This is a genomic window from Streptomyces sp. NPDC007875 (assembly GCF_042868035.1).
GTDB lineage: Bacteria > Actinomycetota > Actinomycetes > Streptomycetales > Streptomycetaceae > Streptomyces > Streptomyces antimycoticus.
This window is the reverse complement of record NZ_JBIADZ010000021.1, coordinates 139,776-160,658: the sequence shown is the minus strand read 5'-3', so window position 1 is coordinate 160,658 and position 20,883 is coordinate 139,776. Positions and strand designations below refer to the sequence as shown.

18 protein-coding genes are annotated in these 20,883 nt (G+C 71.4%); 10 read left to right on the top strand and 8 right to left on the bottom strand.

The genetic code is table 11. From position 1 onward, the window contains the following. Together ACFYOY_RS34645 and ACFYOY_RS34640 are read right to left on the bottom strand one after the other, a co-directional pair. A complete protein-coding gene (locus ACFYOY_RS34645) occupies positions 1 to 1,182 on the bottom strand; it encodes an ABC transporter substrate-binding protein (protein ID WP_388591422.1) in 1,182 nt (393 codons plus the stop codon). Between the two features lie 91 nt (positions 1,183 to 1,273). Next, positions 1,274 to 2,356, bottom strand: a complete 1,083-nt coding sequence (locus tag ACFYOY_RS34640; RefSeq protein ID WP_351894374.1) for an ABC transporter ATP-binding protein — start codon at positions 2,354 to 2,356, stop codon at positions 1,274 to 1,276. A gap of 127 nt (positions 2,357 to 2,483) precedes the next feature. Between ACFYOY_RS34640 and ACFYOY_RS34635 the strand changes: the two genes are divergently transcribed. The 4 genes from ACFYOY_RS34635 to glpK all read left to right on the top strand — a co-directional run bounded on the left by ACFYOY_RS34635 (position 2,484) and on the right by glpK (position 6,678). After that, positions 2,484 to 2,933, top strand: coding sequence for a zinc ribbon domain-containing protein (locus ACFYOY_RS34635; protein ID WP_351894370.1), 450 nt, complete (start codon positions 2,484 to 2,486; stop codon positions 2,931 to 2,933). Then, entirely contained in the window at positions 2,930 to 4,120 is a 1,191-nt protein-coding gene (locus ACFYOY_RS34630) for a lipid-transfer protein (RefSeq protein WP_351894367.1), read from the top strand. Before ACFYOY_RS34635 ends, ACFYOY_RS34630 begins: the two co-directional genes overlap by 4 nt. Before the next feature lie 246 nt (positions 4,121 to 4,366). Then, positions 4,367 to 5,131: an MIP/aquaporin family protein gene (locus ACFYOY_RS34625; RefSeq protein WP_351894364.1), complete on the top strand. Its 765-nt coding sequence runs from the start codon at positions 4,367 to 4,369 to the stop codon at positions 5,129 to 5,131. 14 nt (positions 5,132 to 5,145) lie between these two features. Next, positions 5,146 to 6,678: a glycerol kinase GlpK gene (gene glpK, locus ACFYOY_RS34620; RefSeq protein WP_351894360.1), complete on the top strand. Its 1,533-nt coding sequence runs from the start codon at positions 5,146 to 5,148 to the stop codon at positions 6,676 to 6,678. Between the two features lie 73 nt (positions 6,679 to 6,751). Here glpK and ACFYOY_RS34615 read toward each other — a convergent pair whose 3' ends face one another. From ACFYOY_RS34615 to ACFYOY_RS34600, 4 genes are read right to left on the bottom strand one after another with little or no spacing between them, the layout of a single operon-like run. Beyond that, entirely contained in the window at positions 6,752 to 7,345 is a 594-nt protein-coding gene (locus tag ACFYOY_RS34615; protein WP_161562416.1) for an ATP/GTP-binding protein, read from the bottom strand. Beyond that, positions 7,326 to 7,721, bottom strand: a complete 396-nt coding sequence (locus tag ACFYOY_RS34610; RefSeq protein ID WP_351894356.1) for a DUF742 domain-containing protein — start codon at positions 7,719 to 7,721, stop codon at positions 7,326 to 7,328. Before ACFYOY_RS34610 ends, ACFYOY_RS34615 begins: the two co-directional genes overlap by 20 nt. Positions 7,722 to 7,737: 16 nt before the next feature. After that, on the bottom strand, positions 7,738 to 8,166 hold the full coding sequence (locus ACFYOY_RS34605) for a roadblock/LC7 domain-containing protein (protein ID WP_078645849.1): 429 nt from the start codon (positions 8,164 to 8,166) through the stop codon (positions 7,738 to 7,740). Continuing rightward, positions 8,163 to 10,868: a nitrate- and nitrite sensing domain-containing protein gene (locus ACFYOY_RS34600; protein ID WP_388591418.1), complete on the bottom strand. Its 2,706-nt coding sequence runs from the start codon at positions 10,866 to 10,868 to the stop codon at positions 8,163 to 8,165. Before ACFYOY_RS34600 ends, ACFYOY_RS34605 begins: the two co-directional genes overlap by 4 nt. A 363-nt stretch (positions 10,869 to 11,231) precedes the next feature. Between ACFYOY_RS34600 and ACFYOY_RS34595 the strand changes: the two genes are divergently transcribed. Next, positions 11,232 to 11,651: a hypothetical protein gene (locus tag ACFYOY_RS34595; protein ID WP_059145440.1), complete on the top strand. Its 420-nt coding sequence runs from the start codon at positions 11,232 to 11,234 to the stop codon at positions 11,649 to 11,651. Here ACFYOY_RS34595 and ACFYOY_RS34590 read toward each other — a convergent pair. Further along, on the bottom strand, positions 11,599 to 12,801 hold the full coding sequence (locus tag ACFYOY_RS34590; protein ID WP_388591416.1) for an NAD(P)/FAD-dependent oxidoreductase: 1,203 nt from the start codon (positions 12,799 to 12,801) through the stop codon (positions 11,599 to 11,601). The two genes, ACFYOY_RS34595 and ACFYOY_RS34590, sit on opposite strands and share 53 nt — an antisense overlap. Beyond that, a complete protein-coding gene (locus ACFYOY_RS34585; protein WP_351894342.1) occupies positions 12,798 to 13,160 on the bottom strand; it encodes a bifunctional 3-phenylpropionate/cinnamic acid dioxygenase ferredoxin subunit in 363 nt (120 codons plus the stop codon). The genes ACFYOY_RS34590 and ACFYOY_RS34585 overlap by 4 nt, the downstream gene beginning before the upstream one ends. Before the next feature lie 152 nt (positions 13,161 to 13,312). Between ACFYOY_RS34585 and ACFYOY_RS34580 the strand changes: the two genes are divergently transcribed. From ACFYOY_RS34580 to ACFYOY_RS34560, 5 genes are all read left to right on the top strand, one after another. Further along, entirely contained in the window at positions 13,313 to 14,110 is a 798-nt protein-coding gene (locus ACFYOY_RS34580; protein WP_059145443.1) for an IclR family transcriptional regulator, read from the top strand. A gap of 321 nt (positions 14,111 to 14,431) precedes the next feature. Next, positions 14,432 to 15,517, top strand: coding sequence for an S-(hydroxymethyl)mycothiol dehydrogenase (locus ACFYOY_RS34575; RefSeq protein ID WP_388591414.1), 1,086 nt, complete (start codon positions 14,432 to 14,434; stop codon positions 15,515 to 15,517). Next, the gene (locus ACFYOY_RS34570; RefSeq protein ID WP_388591412.1) at positions 15,514 to 17,985 is read left to right on the top strand and encodes an FAD-dependent oxidoreductase; all 2,472 of its coding nucleotides are present in this window, start codon (positions 15,514 to 15,516) and stop codon (positions 17,983 to 17,985) included. Before ACFYOY_RS34575 ends, ACFYOY_RS34570 begins: the two co-directional genes overlap by 4 nt. Positions 17,986 to 18,147: 162 nt before the next feature. After that, on the top strand, positions 18,148 to 19,305 hold the full coding sequence (locus ACFYOY_RS34565) for an aromatic ring-hydroxylating dioxygenase subunit alpha (RefSeq protein WP_388591410.1): 1,158 nt from the start codon (positions 18,148 to 18,150) through the stop codon (positions 19,303 to 19,305). Continuing rightward, positions 19,302 to 20,768 (top strand): aldehyde dehydrogenase family protein, encoded by a 1,467-nt coding sequence (locus ACFYOY_RS34560; protein WP_351894326.1) that lies wholly within the window; start codon positions 19,302 to 19,304, stop codon positions 20,766 to 20,768. The genes ACFYOY_RS34565 and ACFYOY_RS34560 overlap by 4 nt, the downstream gene beginning before the upstream one ends. Positions 20,769 to 20,883: the final 115 nt, after the last annotated feature.

Genomic DNA, 20,883 nt, shown 5'->3' with positions numbered 1-20,883 from the left:
TCAGCCCTTGACCTCCGTCCAGGCCCTGGTCCACTGGGCGTAGTCGGTGCAGTCGGCGTCCTCACGGCCGTCAAGGCACTGTTTGATGGGCGTGGTCCAGAAGTGGACGCGCTGGAAGTACTTCTCGTCGTCCGCGTGGAAGATCGCGCAGTGGTCGGGGGCGGAGGTCTCGGCGCACGCCTTACGGTTGGACGGAGCCTCGCCGAAGTACTCGGCGACCTGGGCGTTGACCTTGGGCGAGACGATCCAGTCGAGCCACTTGTAGGCGCAGTTGGGGTGCTCGGCCTTGGCGGAGACCATCCAGGTGTCGGACCAGCCGGTGGCGCCCTCCTTGGGGAGCACCGCCTTGACGGGAGCCTTCTCGGCCTTGGTGAGGTTGGCGATGACCTGCCAGGTGGTGCCGATGACGCTGTCGCCGCCCTTGAAGGCGGTGATCTCCTTCTGGTAGTCGCTCCAGTACTCCCCCACCGCCTTGTGCTGCTTCTTCAGCAGGGCGACGGCGGCGTCGAGTTGCTTCTGGTCGAGCGCGTAGGGGTTCTTGATGCCGAGCGAGGGCTTGGCGTGCATCAGATAGAGCGCGGCGTCGGCGATGTAGATGGGCGAGTCGTAGGCGGTGACATGGCCGTCGTACCGCGCGGCGTCGTCGAAGACGGCGCGCCAGGAGTCGGGCGCGGAGGTGACCTTGTCGGTGCGGTACATGAGGAGGTTGGCGCCCCGGCCGTGCGGAATGCCGTACATCCGGCCGTCCTTGGAGTTGAACGGCTGCTGTTTGAGGGCCGGGAAGATGTCCTTGTAGTTCGGGACCAGCTTGGTGTTGACGGGGGCCGCGTCGCCGGCGGCGATGAGGCGCAGGGTGGCGTCGCCGGAGGCGGAGACCGTGTCGTACTGCCCGGTCTTCATCAGCGAGACCATCTCGTCGGAGGTCCCGGCCGTCTTGGTGTTCACCTGGCAGCCGGTCTTCTTCTCGAACGGGTGGACCCAGTCGACCTTCGGGTCGTTGGAGCCGTCCTCGGCGTAGCCGGCCCAGGCGATGATGTTGACCTTGCCTTCGCCCTTACCGAGCTTGTCGGGCGCCTGGCCGCCCTTGTCGTCGTCGTTTCCGGAACCGCATCCGGCGGCGGTCAGCAGCAGCGCGCAGATGGCGGCCGCGGACCTCCACGCAGACATCTTCCGTTTCCGCATCCGGTCCTCCTCGTCCCGCTTGGCACTTGAGGCTCGGCCAGTATCAGGCGGGCGGTATGCCCCCGCCAGGGTGCCGTCGGCAATGACAAGGTCAACTCGGTACGGGGAAGGCGTCCCGCTCGTCCCAGGAGAGCCCGATCTCGCCGTCCGGGCGGGCGGATTCGGGGAGTCCGGTGAGGTTCTGGCGGAGCACGGTGAGCCGGTCGCCGTGCGGAAGCACGATGGTGAAGCGGGTGTGCGCCCCGGCGTGCACGATATCGGTGATGCGCCCCGTGACGGTCCGGCGGCCCTCGGCGGACGCCGCGGCGGACTGCCGGGCGGATGGTTCGGCGGGGTCGGTGAGCAGGATCCGCTCGGGCCGGATGGAGTAGGTGCCGGGGCGGCCCACCACGCGGACCGCGGCCTCACCGCGCAGCAGGTTGGTGGTGCCGACGAAGCCCGCGACGAAGGCGGTGGCGGGGCTTTCGTACACCTCGACCGGCGGACCGGTCTGTTCGATGCGGCCGTCGCGGACCACGGCGATGCGGTCGCTCATGGTCAGCGCCTCGTCCTGGTCATGGGTGACAAGGAGGAAGGTGATGCCGGTGGTGCGCTGCAGTTCCTTGAGCTCGGTCTGCATCTCCTGCCGGAGCGCCAGGTCGAGCGCGCCGAGCGGTTCGTCGAGCAGCAGCACGGCGGGCCGGTCGACGAGGGCGCGGGCGAGGGCGACGCGCTGGCGCTGGCCGCCGGAGAGCTCGGCGGGGCGGCGGGAGGCGAAGCCGTCCAGCCGTACGGTGGTCAGCGCCTCGCGGGCGCGGGCGAGCCGCTCGGCCTTGCGGACGCCGCGCACGGTCAGGGCGTAGGCCACGTTCTGCTCGACGCTCATCTGCGGGAAGAGCGCGTAGTCCTGGAAGACGGTGTGCACATCGCGGCGGTTGGGCGGGGTCGCGGTGACGTCGTCTCCGGCGAGTTCGATACGGCCGCCGGTGGGCTGTTCGAACCCCGCGACCAGGCGCAGCAAAGTGGTCTTCCCCGAGCCGGAGGGGCCGAGCAGGGTGAAGAACTCGCCCTCGTGGACGGTGAGGTCGACGGCGTCCACCGCGCGCACCGTCCCGAAGTCCTTGGTGACGGCCTCGAGTCGGACGGCCGTGCCGGTCCGCGTCGTGGCCCGGGCTTGCGTCTGTGTCTCCGCCACCGACCGCTCCCCTCGCCCTTCGGCTGATCAGGACCGTGATCGCGGTCACTGTACCGGGGTTACGCGCGCTACGGTCCCCGTGCCACACTTCTGACACATCGTCAGTTTCCAGGTATCGGGAGGGGCCGTGTCCCCCACGCGTGTGCCCGTGGTCGACGGGTGGTTCAGCTCCGAGGGCGGGGAGTTCCGGCTGCTGGGGACGTGCTGCCGGGGCTGCGGGGCGGTGTACTTCCCGCGGGAGGACGTCTTCTGCCGGGCCCCGGGCTGCGTGGGCACCGAACTGGCGGAGGTGCCGCTGTCCCGGCGCGGCCGGGTGTGGTCCTACACCGACGGCCGCTACCGGCCGCCCGCCCCCTACCCGTCCGGCCCCGAGGGCGAGTGGCGGCCGTACACCCTGATCGCCGTGGAGCTGGCCGCCGAGCGGATGGTGGTGCTGGGTCAGGGCGCCCCCGGGGTGACCGTGGCCGATCTGGCCGTCGGGATGGAGGTCGAGGTGGTGCCCGGGGTGCTCGGCGAGGAGGGCGGGCACACCCTCACCACCTGGCACTGGCGGCCCGTCCCTGAGGAGGCGTCATGACCGGTGAGGTGGCGGTGCTCGGCGCCGGGATGCACCCGTGGGGGAAATGGGGCCGCAGCTTCGTGGAGTACGGCACGAAGGCGGCGCGGGCCGCGCTCGTGGACGCCGGGCTCGAGTGGTCCGCGATCCAGTCCGTGGTGGGTGCCAACACCGTGCGCTGCGGCTATCCCGGGCAGGTCGCGGGCGCGACCTTCGCCCGGGCGCTGGGCTGGCAGGGCGCCCGCGTCACCAGCGTGTACGCGGCCTGTGCGTCCGGCGCGCGGGCCATCGACACCGCCCGCGCCCAGATCCTGTCCGGTATGGCGGACACGGTTTTGGTGGTGGGCTCCGACGCGGCACCCAAGGGCTTCTTCGCCCCGGCGGGCGGTGAGCGGCCGGACGATCCGGACTGGCTGCGCTTCCGGGTGCTGGGCGCCACCAACCCCGCCTATTTCGCGCTCTGGGCCCGCCGCCGGATGGCGATGTACGGCGACACGGCGGAGGACTTCGCGCGGGTGAAGGTGAAGAACGCGGCCGCCGGCGCCGCCAATCCGTACGCCCGCTACCGCTCCCCCGTCACCGCCGAGGAGGTCGCCGCGTCCCCGGTGGTCGCCGATCCGCTGCGGCTGCTGGACATCTGCGCGACCTCCGACGGGGCGGCGGCGCTGGTGCTCGGCAGCATGGAGACGGCGCGGCGGCTCGGGATGAGCCGCCCGGTGCGGATCCGCGCGGTCTCATCCGTCTCCCCCAGCCATCCGCGCACCGCGCTGGATCTGCCGGACATCGCCACCGACTCGGCCCCGCCGGGCTCCGCCGCGTCCGATCCGTTCCGGCCCTCCATCGCCCGCGCGGCGTACGAGGAGGCGGGGCTGGGGCCGGAGGATCTGTCGTTGGCCGAGGTGTACGACCTGTCCACCGCCCTGGAGCTGGAGTGGTACGAGGACCTCGGGCTGTGCGGGCCCGGGGAGGGCGCGAAGCTGCTGCGCGAGGGGGCGACGGCGCTGGGCGGGCGGATTCCGGTCAATCCGAGCGGGGGGCTGGCCTCCTTCGGGGAGGCGGTTCCGGCGCAGGCCATCGCCCAAGTATGCGAGCTCACCCAGCAGTTGCGCGGGCAGGCGGGCGAGCGGCAGGTGGCGGGGGCGAGCGCCGGAATCACCGTGAACCAGGGGCTGTTCGGGCATGGCTCGTCGGTCGTCGCGGTCCGCTGAGCGGTGCCCGAGCGTGCGCCGGTGCCAGGGCAACGTCCTTACGGTTGTCACGAACACCGTTGCCGTCCATCACCTTGACGCCCCCTGACCACCGGTGAACACTTCTGCGGTGTCAGTCGGCGTCGCCGCACGCAGGCTCTTGTGACGTTCACCCCCCATGGGCGATTCCGATGCACCCGCACGCTCGAAACGACCCAGCACGGAGGACCGGGGCCACCCGCCCCGGGCGAGGTCCTAGGAGCCGACATGAGCAATGGGGACATCTTCACCGGTGAGGTCATCGGCACCGCGATACTGATTCTCTTCGGGGCGGGCGTCTGCGCCGCCGTCACGCTGAACCACTCCAAGGCCAAGGCGTCGGGGTGGATCGTCATCGCCTTCGGCTGGGGCTTCGGCGTGATGGCCGGCGCCTACACCGCGGCCCCGCTGTCCGGAGCCCATCTCAATCCGGCGGTGACCGTGGGCGTCGCCGTGGACACCGGCGACTGGGACAAGGTGCCGCTCTACATCCTCGGGCAGCTGATCGGCGCCGTGATCGGCGCGGTGCTGGCCTGGGCGCTGTACTACGCGCAGTTCGCCGCCAACGCGGACGAGAAGAACGCCCTTCCCACGCTCGGGGTCTTCTCCACCGTTCCGGAGATCCGGAATCCGGTGGCCAACCTCGTCACCGAGATCATCGCGACAGCCGCGCTGGTGCTGCCGCTGCTCGCGTTCGGCAAGGTCGACGGCATCGGGATCGGCCCGGTCGCCGACGGCGGCGGCACCATGGTCCTCGGCTCGGGCATCTCCGTCCTGCTCGTCGCGTTCCTGGTGGTCGGCATCGGCCTCTCCCTGGGCGGGCCCACCGGCTATGCCATCAACCCGGCGCGCGACCTGGGGCCCCGCCTCGCCCACGCTCTGCTGCCCATCCCCAACAAGGGGACCTCGGACTGGGGTTACGCCTGGGTCCCGGTGGTGGGCCCGCTGATCGGGGCCGTGCTGGCGGGTCTCGTCTTCAACGCAGCCTTCTGACCGAAGGAGACGCCATGCCGCATCCGACGGACACCTACGTCGCCGCGATCGACCAGGGCACCACCTCCAGCCGCTGCATCATCTTCGACCGCGACGGCGCGATCGTCGCCGTCGACCAGCGTGAGCACCGCCAGATCTTTCCCAAGCCCGGCTGGGTCGAGCACGACGCCACCGAGATCTGGGCCAAGGTGCAGGCCGTGGTGGCCGGTGCGCTGGCCAAGGCGGGACTGCGGGCCGACCAGCTCACCGCCCTGGGCATCACCAACCAGCGCGAGACGACGGTGCTGTGGGACCGCCGCACCGGCAAGCCGGTGCACAACGCGATCGTCTGGCAGGACACCCGCACCTCCGGCCTGTGCGACGAACTCGGGGGCGAGGTGGGGCAGGACCGCTTCCGGGACACCACCGGACTGCCGCTCGCCAGCTACTTCTCCGGGCCCAAGGCCGCCTGGCTGCTGGAACACGTCCCCGGGCTGCGCCACCGTGCGGAGCTGGGCGAGATCGCCTTCGGCACCATCGACTCCTGGCTGATCTGGAACCTCACCGGCGGCACCGACGGCGGAGTGCACGTCACCGATGTGACCAACGCCGGACGCACGCTGCTGATGGATCTGCGGACCCTCCAGTGGGACACCTCGATCCTCGCCGCCATGGGCCTGCCCGAGGCGATGCTCCCGGAGATCCGCTCCTCCGCCGAGGTGTACGGCACGGCGGTCGGGCAGCTGGCCGGTGTGCCGGTGGCCTCCGCGCTCGGCGACCAGCAGGCCGCCGTCTTCGGTCAGACCTGCTACGGCGTCGGCGAGGCCAAGAACACCTACGGCACCGGCAGCTTCCTGCTGCTGAACACCGGTGACCGCCCGGTGCCGTCCAAGAGCGGGCTGCTGACCACGATGGGCTACCGACTCGGCGGTGAGCGGCCCGTCTACTGCCTGGAGGGATCGATCGCGATCACCGGCGCGCTGGTGCAGTGGTTCCGCGATCAGCTGGGCATCATCCGCTCCGCCGACGAGATAGAGCCGCTCGCCGCGAGCGTGGACGACAACGGCGGGGCGTATATCGTCCCGGCCTTCTCTGGTCTCTTCGCCCCGTACTGGCGCTCGGACGCCCGTGGCGTGATCACCGGCCTCACCCGCTATGTCACCAAGGCTCATCTGGCCCGTGCCGTCCTGGAGTCGACCAGCTGGCAGACGCGCGAGGTGGTCGACGCGATGTACCAGGACTCCGGGGTGCGGATCAGCTCGCTCAAGGTCGACGGCGGTATGACCGCGAACGGCCTGCTGATGCAGCATCAGGCCGATGTGCTGGGCGTCCCGGTGATCCGCCCGGTGGTCGCCGAGACCACCTGCCTGGGCGCGGCCTACGCGGCCGGGCTGGCCACCGGCGCCTGGCAGGACCTCGACGAGCTGCGGGCCCACTGGAAGCGGGACACCGAGTGGACCCCGGGGATGTCCGAGGAGGAGAGGACGCGCGAGTACGGCAACTGGCGCATGGCGGTGGAGCGCAGCTTCGGCTGGCACAAGGAAGGGCAGTCGGCCGAGGGCTCCTGAGCCGCGTACGGTGCCATCGCTCGCGAACGGCGGCCCGTACCCCGGACGGCGGGGTACGGGCCGTGCCGCGCGGTCAGCCCCGGGGCGCGGTGGCCAGCATCGCGTGCTCCACCACCGAGATCAGCACATGCTTGACCGACTCGCGCTCCCGGGCGTCGCACAGGACCACCGGGGTGCCCGGGTCGAGGTCCAGTGCGTCGCGCACCGAGTCCTCCGGATAGCGGTCGGCGCCCTGGAAGCAGTTGACCGCCACGGTGAAGGCGATGTCCCGCCGCTCGAAGTAGTCGATGGCGGCGAAGCAGTCCTCGAGACGGCGGGTGTCGGCCAGCACCACCGCGCCCAGCGCGCCGGTGGCCAGCTCGTCCCACAGGAACCAGAAGCGGTCCTGTCCCGGTGTGCCGAAGAGATACAGCACCAGGTCCTCGCGGAGCGTGATGCGCCCGAAGTCCATGGCGACGGTGGTGGTCGTCTTGGACTCCACCCCCGCGATGTCGTCGACCGGCCGGCCCGCCTCGGTGAGCAGCTCCTCGGTGCGCAGCGGCCTGATCTCGCTGACCGCCCCCACCAGGGTCGTCTTGCCCACCCCGAAGCCGCCCGCCACCAGTATCTTCAGCGTGACCGGTTCGACGATATGAGGGCGAACCAGGTCAGAGTGCCCGTAGCCCATTGATCACCTCGCGCAGAATCCTCTCGTCCGGCAGTTCCGCCGGAGGTACGGGCCGCGACACTCGGACGAGTGCGGCGTGGAGCAGATCGCCGATGAGCACACGGATCACGCCGATCGGAAGGTCGAGCTCCGCCGCCAGTTCGGCGACGGACTGCGGACTGTCCCGGCTCAGCTCGACGATGTCGATGTGCTCCGGGGACAGCATCTGGTCGGCGACGGTCCGGTGGTTCGCGCTGTCGGCGACGACGACCGCGATCAGATCCAGCTTCTCCTCCGCGGCGCTGCGGGTGCGTCCCCGCGTCATCGCATAAGGTCTGACCACCGGTCCCGCCGCGTCGTCGAACCACCGGGCGGCGCTTTCCGGGTCTCCGCTCATCTTCCCCCGGCCTCCGTCACCCGCTGGAGCGCGGGGCCGAGCCCAGATGCACGCCCACCCGCTTGACCAGCAGCGTCATCTCGTATGCTATCTGGCCCACATCGGAGTCGGCGTCGGCGAGGACGGCAAGACAGCTGCCGTCGCCCGCCGCGGTGACGAACAGGAAGGCGTCGTCGAGTTCGACGATGGTCTGACGGACCCGGCCGACGTCGAAGTGGCGGCCGACGCCCTTGGCCAGGCTGTGGAAGCCGGAGGCCACGGCGGCCAGGTGCTCACCGTCCTCCCGGGACAGATCGCGTGAGCCGCCGGTGGCGAGCCCGTCACCGGAGAGCACCAGCGCCTTGCGGATGCTGCCCACTCTTCCGACCAGTTCATCGAGCAGCCAGTTGAGTTCGCCCGATCCATTCGGCGAGCCGTTGGATGCTGCGGCGTTCGATGCGGTCATCGACCGTCCCCCTCATGTGTCGTTCCCGGGCTTACGTCCGCATCGCCGGATCCGGTGGCCGACTGCCGCCGACCGCGCTGCCAACCCCGTTGGAGCGAGGCCATGGTGGCCCTCGCCTGCTCGGCTTCGCGCTCGGGATCGATCTCGGCAGCGGTTCGGTCCGCCTCGTCCGGGGGTGCGGGGTCGTTCTTCAACTGCGGGGCCAGGCTGGCCTGCCGTACCCGCTTGGGCAGGCCGGAGGCCGCCCGCTGGGTCGGCACCGGGCTCTGCTCCGGACCTTTGCGCTCCGCCCCCGTGCGCCGCGGGCCCTGGCTTCGGCCCTGGGCCTGGGCCTGGTCCTGGCCCTGGCGTTCGGAGCGGTCGGCCCAGGACGGCTGTCCCGGGCCCTGCGAACGGGTGTGCCGTCCGCCGGACGTGCCCTCGACCGGTCGGCCGTGGTCGGCGACCAGTACCGGCGGGACACGGCGGGGCAGCGGCGCGGGGCCACCGTCCGGTGCCGGGTCCGGGCCGTCCGGAGTCTGCTGATGCTGCTCCACGGTGGACGGGGCGGGCCCGGTGCGCACGGACTGACGCGCCTTCAGGCCGCGGGCCCGGAAGATTCCGCCCACTTCCTCGTCCTCGTCGGCGCCCTCGTGACCCTCATGTGCGAAGGACGAGGTCAGGGAGGCGAGCTGCGAGGCCGGCCCGGCCTCGTCCACGGGCCCGAGCCGGATGTCGCCCACGCCCCGCCGCGCGGTGTCGGCGAAGCGGCCGCCGGTGTCCCGGTCGCCGCTGTCGCGGTCGTCGGGCTCCCCCCGGCCGCCCTCGTCGGTGAGCAGGTTGGCGGGGATGAGCACGATGGCCGTGGTGCCGCCGTACGGGGAGGGCTGCAGCGAGACCCGTGCCCCCTGCCGCTGCGCGAGCCGACTGACCACGAACAGTCCGAGCCGGTCGGTGTCGGACAGCTGGAACTCGGGGGTCTCGGCGAGCCGGAGGTTGGCCTCCAGCAGCGCGTCGGGCGTCATGCCCAGACCGCGGTCGTGGATCTCCAGGGTGAAGCCCTTGGCGACCCGCTCACCGTGCACCTGGACGGCGGTGTGCGGCGGCGAGAAGACGGTCGCGTTCTCCAGGAGTTCGGCGATGAGATGGGTGAGGTCGCCGACGGCCGGGCCGACGGCCGCGATCCGGGGCAGCCGGCGGACCTCGATCCGCTCGTAGTCCTCCACCTCGGCGACGGCGGCGCGCACGACGTCCATCAGCTGGATCGGCTTGCGCCACTGCCGGGAGGGGGCGGCGCCGGAGAGGATGACCAGGCCCTCGGCGTGCCGCCGCATACGGGTGGTCATATGGTCCAGGCGGAACAGGTCGGCGAGCTCATCGGTGTCCTCGGTGCGCCGCTCCATGGTGTCGAGGAGGGTGAGCTGACGGTGCAGCAGCACCTGGCTGCGGCGGGCGAGGTTGACGAAGACCTCGGAGACGCCTTGACGCAGTTCGGCCTGCTTGACCGCGGCCTCGATGGCGGCCCGCTGGAGGGTGTTGAGGGCCAGGCCCACCTGGCCCATCTCATCGGGGCCGTAGTCCAGCCGGGGCGCCTCGGTCTCCACGTCGATCTGCTCGCCCGCACCGAGGCGGCGCATCACGCTCGGCAGCCGGACGCTGGAGACCTCCTGGGCGTCCCTGCGCAGCCGGGACAGGTCGCGGACCAGGCTGCGGCCGATCCGGAACGAGACGAAGATGGAGACGATGAGCGCGATCAGGCCGAGGACGCCGGCGATCCCCGCCTTGAGCAACACGCTGCTGGCCACCGGGTCGATGCGCTTCTTGAGCCGGTCGGTGGCCTCGTCGCCCAGCCGGTCGTAGTCGTTGAGGACGGGGTGGGCCGCGGCCTCCCAGTGCTCCTGGTCCAGGGCCCTGATGGCCGTGGCGGGGTCCATCGAGGAGAGGACCTTGCCCTCGGCCACCCGGAGGGCGGCGGGGGCGGCGTTGGTCCGCCGGTAGTCGGCGAAGACCTTCTGCTCGGAGTCGGGGAGGATCGGCAGGTTGATCTCGTAGAGCAGGGTGCGCTCGGCGATGAGGTCGGACATCGCCTGGAGGTCCGCCATCGTCATCTTGCGCGCCGTCAGCGCCGAGACATACAGCGCGTCCTCGCGGGAGAGCGCCTCCCTGGCGCGGATCATGGCGACCAGCGCGCGGCCCTGCTTGTCGAGGTCGGTGTCGGGCACCGCGTGGAGGGAGCTGCGGAAGGTGTAGCAGAGGTCGACAAGCTTGTTGTAATACTCATACGCCTGGGTCGAGGAAATGCCGTCGTCCTCGACCTTGCGGCGCAGGCTGTCCAGCCCGTCGGCGGCCTTGAGGATGTTGTCGAGCTGTTCCTCGGAGTCGTCGTTCATCTTGCCGTGCATATCGCCGTCCGACTCGGCGGCCCGTAGCTTGTCGATGGCCTGGTCGGTTTTGCGCTGCAGGGAGTGGAGCACGGGCAGGGCGTCCGACTGCCGCGGATCGGCCAGCAGGATGAGCGTCTGCCGGCGTTCCTTCTGGACGGCGTGCACCGCGTCCTCGGCCGGCTGGCCCGCCTTGTCGATGATGTCGGCCGCGTCCAGCAGTTGGATCGCCTCGCGACCGGTGATCACCGTGGCGAAGGCCCATATCGCCGTCAGCGACACGAGCGGCACCAGCAACAGCGCCACGATCTTCCTGCGGATGGACTTACCGCGAAAGCGCATGGCCTCCCTAACGTCAACCCCGAATTCCGGGGGCGGTGTTCCGAGTTCCGACAACGAGCGGCGCGAGCCTACTACTGCCAGTTGGACATATCGAAGGCATGTCCACTTGATGCAGGGAACTCCTTACACTGCGTGATCAGGAGTTGTCGGGCGATTCCCCGACTTACCCCCCACCCTCGGGGCTCATCTCCCGGGCGCCGCATGCGGCCATTCGGCCACGGTTGGCTGGTTTTCCCCTCCCCAAGGGAACCCCGGGTCGGTGCCATTCGTGATCCAAAGGGGCACACTAGGGGGGCATACAACCCAAGTCCCGCTATCTGACTCGGCCGCACCGGGGCAGCCTTGGAAAGGGGTGGGAGCGTCATGGACGCGATGGACAAGGATCGGGACATCCCGGCACACGGGGCCCGGCCGTTGTGGACCGAGGAGCCGGCGCGCAGGCGGCGGCTCCCCGATCCCGTCCGCGCCGCGGCGGTGCGGGCGGTCATCATCATCGCCGTGACGCTGGTTCAGACGATGGTCGCCCTCCTGTGCACCCTGGCGGGCTCATGGTCCGCCTTCCCCACCGTGCTCGCCACGGTGGCGAGCACGGTGGTGGCGACCTGGGGCGTGCTGGACGTATGGGTGACCCGTCAGGTCTGGCGCCAGCGGTACGGAGTGGTGTCCCGGCCCAGCAGCACGGCCCGGGAGATGCGCCGGCAGCGCCGCCGGGCCGGTGAGGCGGAGCCGGTCACCTCCCGGCCGGCTGCGGAGCACGGGCCAGCTCGCGGCGCAGCCGCATAAAGGGCCTGGGCCGGTCGACGCCGAGGGCGGCGGTGGAGATCCCGCCACGTTCGTAGACGGCGAGGAAGCCGCCGCCGTCGGCCGGGTCGCCCTCGACGATCCGGATCGTGTCGCCGGGTGCACGCCGCCCGGCGTACTGGATACGGGCGCCGTACTGGTCGGACCAGAAGTAGGGCAGCGCCTCGAAGGGTTCGACGGTGGACCCGGCGAGCAGATTGCGGGCGGCCACGGCGCCCTGCAGCATTCCGCTGGTCCAGTGCTCGGCCCGGACGGTGCGCGCGGTGCCCGGCTGGGCCAGCCGGGCCACGTCCCCGACGGCCACGACATTGGGCAGCGCGGTGACGCAGCCGGCGTCGCACCGCACCCCGTCGTCCAGGGCCAGACCGGAGCCTTCCAGCCACCCGGTGACGGGACGCACCCCGACGCCGACGACCACCACATCCGCGGGCAGCACCCGCCCGTCGGTCAGCTCCACCCCGGTGACCCGGCCGCTGCCACGCAAGCCCTGGACGCCGGTGCCGCACAGCAGGGTGGCCCCGCCCCGCGTGTGCAGCCCGGCGCACACTCGGGCCATCTCCTCGCCCAGTTGGGGCACCAGCGGCAGCGTCGCGGCCTCCACGACGGTGACATCGAGCCCGAGGGCGGCACAGGAGGAGGCCACTTCGGCGCCGATGAAGCCCGCGCCGATCACCACCACCCGTGCGGCGCCCGCGCGCAGCGTGGCGCGGAGCCGGGTCGCGTCGTCGAGGGTGCGCAGGGTGTGCACCCCGTCCAGCCGCGGAAGGGGCAGGGTTCTGGGGGTGGCCCCGGTGGCGATGACGACGCCGTCGGTGCGCAGGGCGCGGCCGCCGGCGAGGCGGATCTCCCCGGCGGCGGTGTCCAGCGCCTCGGCCCGGACGCCGAGCAGCCATTCGGCGTCGAGTTCGGCCTCCTCCTCGGGATCGGTCAGGGTGAGGCGGCCCGGCCCCTCGCCCGGATCGCCGTCGCCGGTCAGGAACTCCTTGGACAGCGGCGGGCGGTCGTAGGGGCGGTGGCGCTCCTCCCCGACGACGACCAATCGCCCGTCGTATCCCAGGGAGCGCAGGCCGCGCGCCGCGTGCAGTCCCGCGAGCGAGGCCCCGACCACCGTGACCGTGGTGAGCGTCGTCATGCCACGGCTTCTTCCGGTGCCGCATGCACGGGCTCGCCGGGAACGGTACGCACCGCGGGGTGGACATACAGCATTCCGTCCACGACCGTGACAGCGTGGGTCCGTACGGGCTTGCGGGCGGGCAGGCAGGTCGGCTCGCCGGACCGCAGATCGAACAGCGCGGCGTGCAGCGGGCATTCGACGTAGCAGCCTTCCAGCCACCCTTCGGAGAGGGAGGCGTCCTGGTGGCTGCAGGTGTCATCGATGGCGTAGAACGCTCCGTCGGTGTGGAACACCGCGATCGCCGCGGTGGCGTCGCCGGCCTCGACACGCATCGACTCACCCTCCGGCAAGTCCTCGATACGGCAGACGGGAATCATTGGCCCCCCTCACGTTGATCGGTATCATGCGTTGTGGATAGTGCATTGAAAAGCGCGATGCGCAACAGAATCCAGATCGGGAAGGCAGCCGTCAAGAGTTCCCTGGACCGAGGGGGCCCCACGCAGAGCCACCGGATGGTGAGATCAGAACCATGACGAACACGACCGAGGATCGGGCCGAGGAGAAGCGGGGGGCCGCCGGGGCAGTGCAGTCGGTGGACAGGGCGGTGAGCGTCCTGGAGATCCTTGCCAGGCTCGGCGAGGCCGGAGTGACCGAGATCGCCGACGAGCTGGGGGTCCACAAGTCGACCGCCTTCCGGCTGCTCGGCGTTCTGGAGAACCGCGGACTCGTCGGGCAGGAACGCGACCGGGGGAAGTACTACCTGGGCGCCGGGGTGCTCAGACTCGCCGGCGCCGCCGCCATCCGCCTGGACATCTCGCAGGAGGGCGCCCCGGTGTGCCGGGCGCTGGCCGACGAGACCGGTGAGACGGCCAATATCGCTGTCCTGGACGGGGACGCGGCGGTCAACATCATGCAGGCGCGCGGCGCCGCGGCGGTGACCGCCTTCAACTGGCTGGGGCGGCGCACCGCGCTGCACGCGACCGCGAGCGGCAAGGTGCTGCTCGCACATCTGTCGGGCGAACGCCGGGAGCGGCTGGTGACGCGGAAGCTGCCGCGGTTCACCGAGCACACCATCACCACCTCCGCCGAGCTGCGCCAGCAGCTGGAGACGGCGGCCGAGCGCGGCTACGCCTATTCCTGCGAGGAGTTGGAGATCGGGCTGAACGCGGTGGCGGCGCCGGTGCGCGGCCACGACGGCGCGCTCATCGGGGCGATCGGCGTCTCGGGCCCGGCGTACCGGATGGCGCAGAGCCGGCTGCCCGATCTGGCCGAGTACGCCGTGAAGACCGCCGAGGAGCTGTCCCGGCGGATGGGCTTCCCCGGCTGAGCCGCCACATCACCCCACCCACCTGACGAGGGGGCCGGACCACTCCGGCCCCCTCGTCGCGTCCGCGGCCAGGGCCCAGGGGCGTGTGACCGACGCGAAACCCCCAGTCAGCGCTGGTTTACAGGCGGTTTTCGCGAACCCCTTGACCGCACGGGGCGGCGACTTTCAGGATGTCTCTCATCGCGCAACATGCCGCGCTATACGCAACTGGGTGGTAACCGGCGGCCGTTGAAACGGCCTCGGCCTCACCCTCCATCGAGGCAGTCATGCCAGCTCCCGTGCACCGGTCCCTGCGATCGCAGGAGAACAGAGGAGTGAGCCATGCCGCAAGAAGCCCGCGCCGTCGTCGCGGTCAAAAGGGGCGCCCCCGTGGAGGTGCTGCCCGTTCTCGTGCCCGACCCCGGCCCCGGGGAGGTGCTGGTGGGAGTCCAGGCGTGCGGGGTGTGCCACACCGACCTGCACTACCGGGACGGCGCGATCGGTGACGAATTTCCGTATCTGCTCGGGCACGAGGCGGCCGGAATGGTCGAGGCCGTGGGCCCCGGCGTCACCGGACTCGCGCCCGGTGACTATGTGGTCCTGGCCTGGCGGGCGCCGTGCGGCGGCTGCCGCTCCTGCCGCCGGGGCCGCCCGTGGTACTGCTTCGACAGCCGCAATGCCGCCCAGCCGATGACCCTGACCGACGGCACCCCGCTCAACCCGGCGCTGGGCATCGGCGCGTTCGCCGAGAAGACGCTGGTCGCGGCGGGGCAGGCGGTGAAGATCGACCCCTCGGCACGTCCCGAGGCGGCGGGGCTGATCGGCTGTGGGGTGATGGCCGGCTACGGCGCGGCCGTGCACACCGGCGGGGTGTCCAACGGCGACACGGTCGCGGTCATCGGCTGCGGCGGCGTCGGCAACGCCGCGATCGCCGGGGCCTCGCTGTCCGGGGCGCGCCGGGTGATCGCCGTGGACATCGACGACGCCAAGCTGGACGCGGCCACCCGCTTCGGCGCCACCGACACCGTCAACTCCCGTGGTACGGACCCGGTCGAGGCGGTGCGCGAGCTGACCGGGGGCTTCGGCGCGAATGTGGTCATCGACGCGGTGGGCCGCCCCGAGACCTACACCCAGGGCTTCTACATGCGCGACCTGGCCGGGGTGCTGGTGCAGGTCGGGGTGCCGGACCCGGAGATGCGCATCGATCTGCCGCTGATCGATCTGTTCTCGCGGGGCGGTGCGCTCAAGTCGTCCTGGTACGGCGACTCCCTGCCCAGCCGCGACTTCCCGGTCCTGGTCGATCTCCACCTCAGCCGCAAGTTGGATCTGGACGCGTTCGTCAGCGAGACGATCACGCTCGACGAGGTCGAGGCCGCGTTCGCCAAGATGCAGCGCGGCGAGGTGCTGCGGTCGGTGGTGGTCCTGTGACTGCCACCATTCACACTCAGGCTTCCGCCCCGAACAGCCGTGTCGTCATCGTCGGTGCCGGGATCGTCGGCTGCTCGCTCGCCGATGAGCTGACCGCCCGCGGCTGGCGGGACGTCACCGTCCTGGAGCAGGGCCCGCTGCTCGCCCCCGGCGGCTCGACCTCGCACGCCCCCGGCCTGGTCTTCCGGACCAGCCCCTCCAAGACCCTGACCGACTTCGCCACCTACACCGTCGAGAAGTTCTCCTCCCTCCAGGTCGACGGGGTGTCCTGCTTCAACCCGGTGGGCGGGCTGGAGATCGCCACCAGCGAGGAGCGCTGGGCCGATCTGCACCGCAAGGCCGGGCTGGCGGCCTCCTGGGGCGTACGGGGCGAGCTGCTCGGCCCGGCCCAGTGCGCCGAGCTGTGGCCGCTGCTGGACCCGGACCGGATCCTCGGCGGATTCCACACCCCGGACGACGGGCTGGCCCGGGCGCTGCTCGCCTCCCGCGCCCAGATGGAGCGGGCCACCGCGCACGGCGCCCGCTTCCTGGACCGGCACACCGTCACCGCCATCGAGCGGGAGGACGGCCGGGTCACCGCCGTCGTCACCGACCGGGGCACCTTCCCCGCCGACATCGTGGTCTCCGCCGCCGGGTTCTGGGGCACGCTGATCGGCGCGATGGCGGGGGTCCCCGTCCCCCTGCAGCCGCTGGCCCACCAGTACGCCAGGACCGGGCCGCTGCCCGAGCTCGCGGGGCTCAACGACCCCCGCACGGAGGCGAGTCGGCCCATCCTGCGCTTCCAGGACCGGGACCTCTACTTCCGCGAGCACACCGACCGCATCGGCATCGGCAGCTACGCCCACCGCCCGCTCCCCGTCGACCCGGCGCGGCTGCCCGCGTACGACGAGGCCCCGGTGATGCCGTCCTCGCTGCCGTTCACCGCCGAGGACTTCGCCCCCAGCTGGGAGGACAGCGTCGAACTGCTCCCCGCGCTCGGCGCGAGCCGGGTCGAGGAGGGCTTCAACGGCGTCTTCTCCTTCACCCCCGACGGTATGCCGGTCATCGGCGAGTCCCGCGAGGTGCGCGGCTTCTGGCTGGCCGAGGCGGTGTGGGTGACCCACTCCGCGGGCGTCGCCCGGGCCGTGGCCGAGTGGATGACGGACGGGCGGCCGGGCATGGACGTCCATGAGTGCGATCTGTACCGCTTCGAGGACGCGCAAGCCTCCCCCGCCTATGTCGCCGAGCGCGGGGCCCGGAACTTCGTCGAGGTCTATGACGTCATTCATCCGCTGCAGCCGATGGAGCAGCCGCGTCCGCTGCGGGTCAGCCCCTTCCACGTCCGGCAGCGGGAGCTGGGCGGGTACTTCCTGGAGGCCGCGGGCTGGGAGCGGCCGCACTGGTACGAGGCGAACGCCCCGCTCGCCGAGTCGATCGACCTGCCCCCGCGCGACGCCTGGTCGGCCCGCTACTGGTCGCCCATCGCCGCCGCCGAGGCCAGGGTCACCCGGGAGCGGGTCGCGCTGTACGACATGACCCCGCTCAAGCGGCTGGCGGTCACCGGGCCCGGGTCACTGGACTTCCTGCAGCGCATGACCACCAATCAGCTGGCGAAGAAGCCCGGTGCGGTCACCTACACCCTGCTGCTGGACGAGGCCGGGGGCATCCGCAGCGATCTCACCGTCGCCCGGCTGTCGGAGCGCCACTTCCAGGTCGGCGCCAACGGCGGACTGGACCTGGACTGGCTGCTGCGCCATGCGCCCGATGACGTCCATATCGCCGACATCACGCCGGGCACCTGCTGCATCGGCGTCTGGGGCCCACTCGCCCGGGATCTGGTCCAGCCGCTGACCCGCGATGACTTCTCGCATGAGGCCTTCGGCTACTTCAAGGCCCGGCAGACGTACATCGGCCATGTCCCGGTGACCGCGATGCGGCTGTCCTACGTCGGCGAGCTCGGCTGGGAGCTGTACACCACCGCCGACATGGGGCTGCGGCTGTGGGACACTCTGTGGGACGCGGGCCGGCGCCACGGGGTGATCGCCGCCGGGCGCTCGGCCTTCAACAGCCTGCGGCTGGAGAAGGGCTATCGCGCCTGGGGCCATGACATGACCACCGAGCACGATCCCTACGAGGCCGGGGTCGGCTTCGCCGTCCGGATGAACAAGGGCGACTTCATCGGGCGTGCGGCGCTCGAGGGCCGCGGCGCGGAGACGGCGGCGCGCAGGCTGACCTGTCTCACCCTGGACGACCCGGCCGCGGTCGTCATGGGCAAGGAGCCGGTGTACGCCGATGGCGTCCCGGCCGGCTATGTGACCAGCGCGTCCTACGGCTACACCATCGGCCGGACCGTCGCCTACGCCTGGCTGCCCGCCGCGGCCGCCGTGCCCGGCACCGCCGTCCACATCGAGTACTTCGGCGAGAAGATCCCCGCGACCGTCGCTGCCGAGCCCCTCTTCGACCCGCGCATGGAGCGTATCCGCCGCTGACGCGAGCGCGTGCCGCGAGCGACCGCTTGGAGGACCCCCTGATGGCCCCCATCCACGCTGTGATCGTCCCGGGCCCCGGCGACATGGGCCGTGCCGCCGCCCACCCCCTCGAACTCTTCGACCCCCGCCGGCTGATCGCCGCGCCCGCCTGAGGAGAACCCCATGACTGTGGCTCCCGAGTCCCCCGCCGCCACGACCCCCAGTCTGCTCGTCACTCTCCCCGGCCGCTGGTACACCGCTCCCGGGATCTTCCGGCGGGAGCAGGAGCACCTGTTCGAGGCCATGTGGTTCTGCGCGGTGCGCGGGGCCGATCTGGACCGGCCGGGTGCGTTCCGCACCGTGCAGATCGGCCGGGAGAACGTGCTGATCACCCGCAACCGGCGGGGTGAGCTGCGGGCGTTCCTCAACATCTGCCGCCACCGCGGCGCCCGGCTGTGCACCGAGGAGTCCGGGACGGTGCGGCGCTCGCTGCAGTGCCCGTACCACGCCTGGACCTACGATCTGGACGGCAGGCTCACCGCCGCCCCCAACCTTCAGAAGATGCCCGATGTCGACCGGGTCGAGCGCGGACTGGTGCCGGTGCGGCTTCGCGAATGGCTCGGCTATGCCTGGGTCTGCCTGGCCGAGGAGCCACCATCGTTCGAGGAGACGGTCATCGGGTCGGTGGCCGACCGGCTCGGCGACGCGGCATCCGTGGAGCGCTACGGCGTGGCGGGGCTGGCGCTGGGCCGCCGGATCTCCTATGACGTCCGGGCCAACTGGAAGCTGATCGTCGAGAACTTCATGGAGTGCTACCACTGCGCGACGATCCATCCCGAACTCACCGAGGTGCTGCCGGAGTTCGCCGACGGCCTCGCGGCGCAGTACTTCGTCGGGCACGGCGCCGAGTTCGCCGAGGAGGCCCGGGGGTTCACGGTGGACGGCAGCGAAGGGTTCGGCCGCATCGCAGGGATCGCCGAGGAACAGGACCGTCGCTACTACGCGATCACGGTACGGCCGCAGGTCTTCCTCAACCTGGTCCCCGACCACGTGATCATGCACCGGATGTTTCCGCTCGCCCCCGATCGCACACTGGTCGAATGCGACTGGCTCTACGCACCCGAGGTGGTGGCGTCCGAGCGGGATCTGTCGAAGTCGGTGGAGCTGTTCCACCGGGTCAACGCCCAGGACTTCGACGCCTGTGAGCGCACCCAGCCCGCCATGGACTCCCGCGCCTACCGCGACGGCGGGGTGCTCGTCCCCAGCGAACACCACATCGGCGCCTTCCACCGATGGGTGACCGACCATGTCCCGACCCCCGACGCGGAGGAATGCCCGTGACGGACCTCTTCATCGGTGGCCAGTGGACCGAAGCGATCGACGAGCGCACCCGTGAGATCCGCTGCCCGGCCGACGGATCGCTGGTGGCGGTCGTCGACGAGGGCGGCGGCAAGGACGCGGCCGAGGCGGTAGCCGCCGCCCGGCAGGCGTTCGACCAGGGGCCCTGGCCCCGAACCCCGGTCGAGGCGCGCGGCGATCTGCTGCTGCGCGTCGCCGATCTGGTGGAGCGCGACAAGGCCGGGCTCGCCCGCGCCGAATCGCTGGACACCGGGAAGCGACTGGCCGAGAGCGAGCTGGACATCGACGGTGTGGTGGCGTGCTTCCGCTACTACGGGCAGCTGGTGCGCACCGAGGCGGACCGGGTCGTGGACACCGGCACCGAGCACACCGTCAGCCGGGTGGTCTATGAACCGGTCGGAGTCTGCGCGCTGATCACCCCGTGGAACTATCCGCTGCTGCAGACCTCGTGGAAGGTCGCGCCCGCGCTCGCCGCGGGCAACACCTTCGTACTGAAGCCCAGTGAGCTGACCCCGAGCACCGCGATCGCCCTGATGCGGCTGCTGGCGGAGGCCGGGCTGCCGGACGGGGTGGCCAATCTGGTGCTCGGCCCGGGCGCCGAGGCCGGGGCCCCGCTCACCGACAACCCCGATGTGGACATGGTGTCCTTCACCGGGGGCCTGCGGACCGGGCGCCGGATCATGGCCGCCGCCTCGGGCACGGTCAAGCGGACCTCGCTGGAGCTGGGCGGCAAGAACCCCAATATCGTCTTCGCCGACGCGGACTTCGAAACGGCCGTGGACTACGCGCTCACCGCGGTCTTCCTCCACTCCGGGCAGGTCTGCTCGGCCGGGGCCCGGCTGCTGGTGGAGGACCCCGTGCACGACGCCTTCGTCGAGGAGGTCGTGCGCCGCGCCCGCGGGATCCGGCTGGGCGGGCCGTTCGACGAGCGGGCCCAGACCGGCCCGCTGATCTCCGCCGCGCACCGCGCCAAGGTCGAGGCGTATGTGGCGACGGGGCTCGCGGAGGGCGCCCGGCTGCGCTGCGGCGGCACCCGTCCGGACGATCCGGCCCTGGCCGACGGCTACTACTTTCTGCCGACCGTCCTCGACCGCTGCCACAGCGGTATGTCGGTGCTGGCCGACGAGTCCTTCGGGCCGGTGCTCACGGTGGAACGTTTCGCCGGCGAGGACGAGGCGGTGCGGCTGGCCAACGACACCGTGTACGGGCTCGCCGGGGCCGTATGGTCCGGTGACGAGGGGCGGGCACAGCGGGTGGCCTCCCTGCTGCGGCTGGGCACCGTATGGATCAACGACTACCACCCCTATCTGCCGCAGGCGGAGTGGGGCGGGTTCAAACAGTCGGGGAGCGGACGGGAGCTGGGGCCCTGCGGGCTCGCGGAGTACCGGGAGGCCAAGCACATCTGGCGCAATACGCGTCCGCGTCCGCAGGGCTGGTTCGCCTGACGGGGCATCCGCCCGGGCCGGGTCGGCACGAGACGGCGGCGCGGCGAGGCGGCCAGGGCCGCGCTGCGCCATTCGGGTGAGCTCCGGTCAAGGACGTTGCCCGCCCCCCACCGGA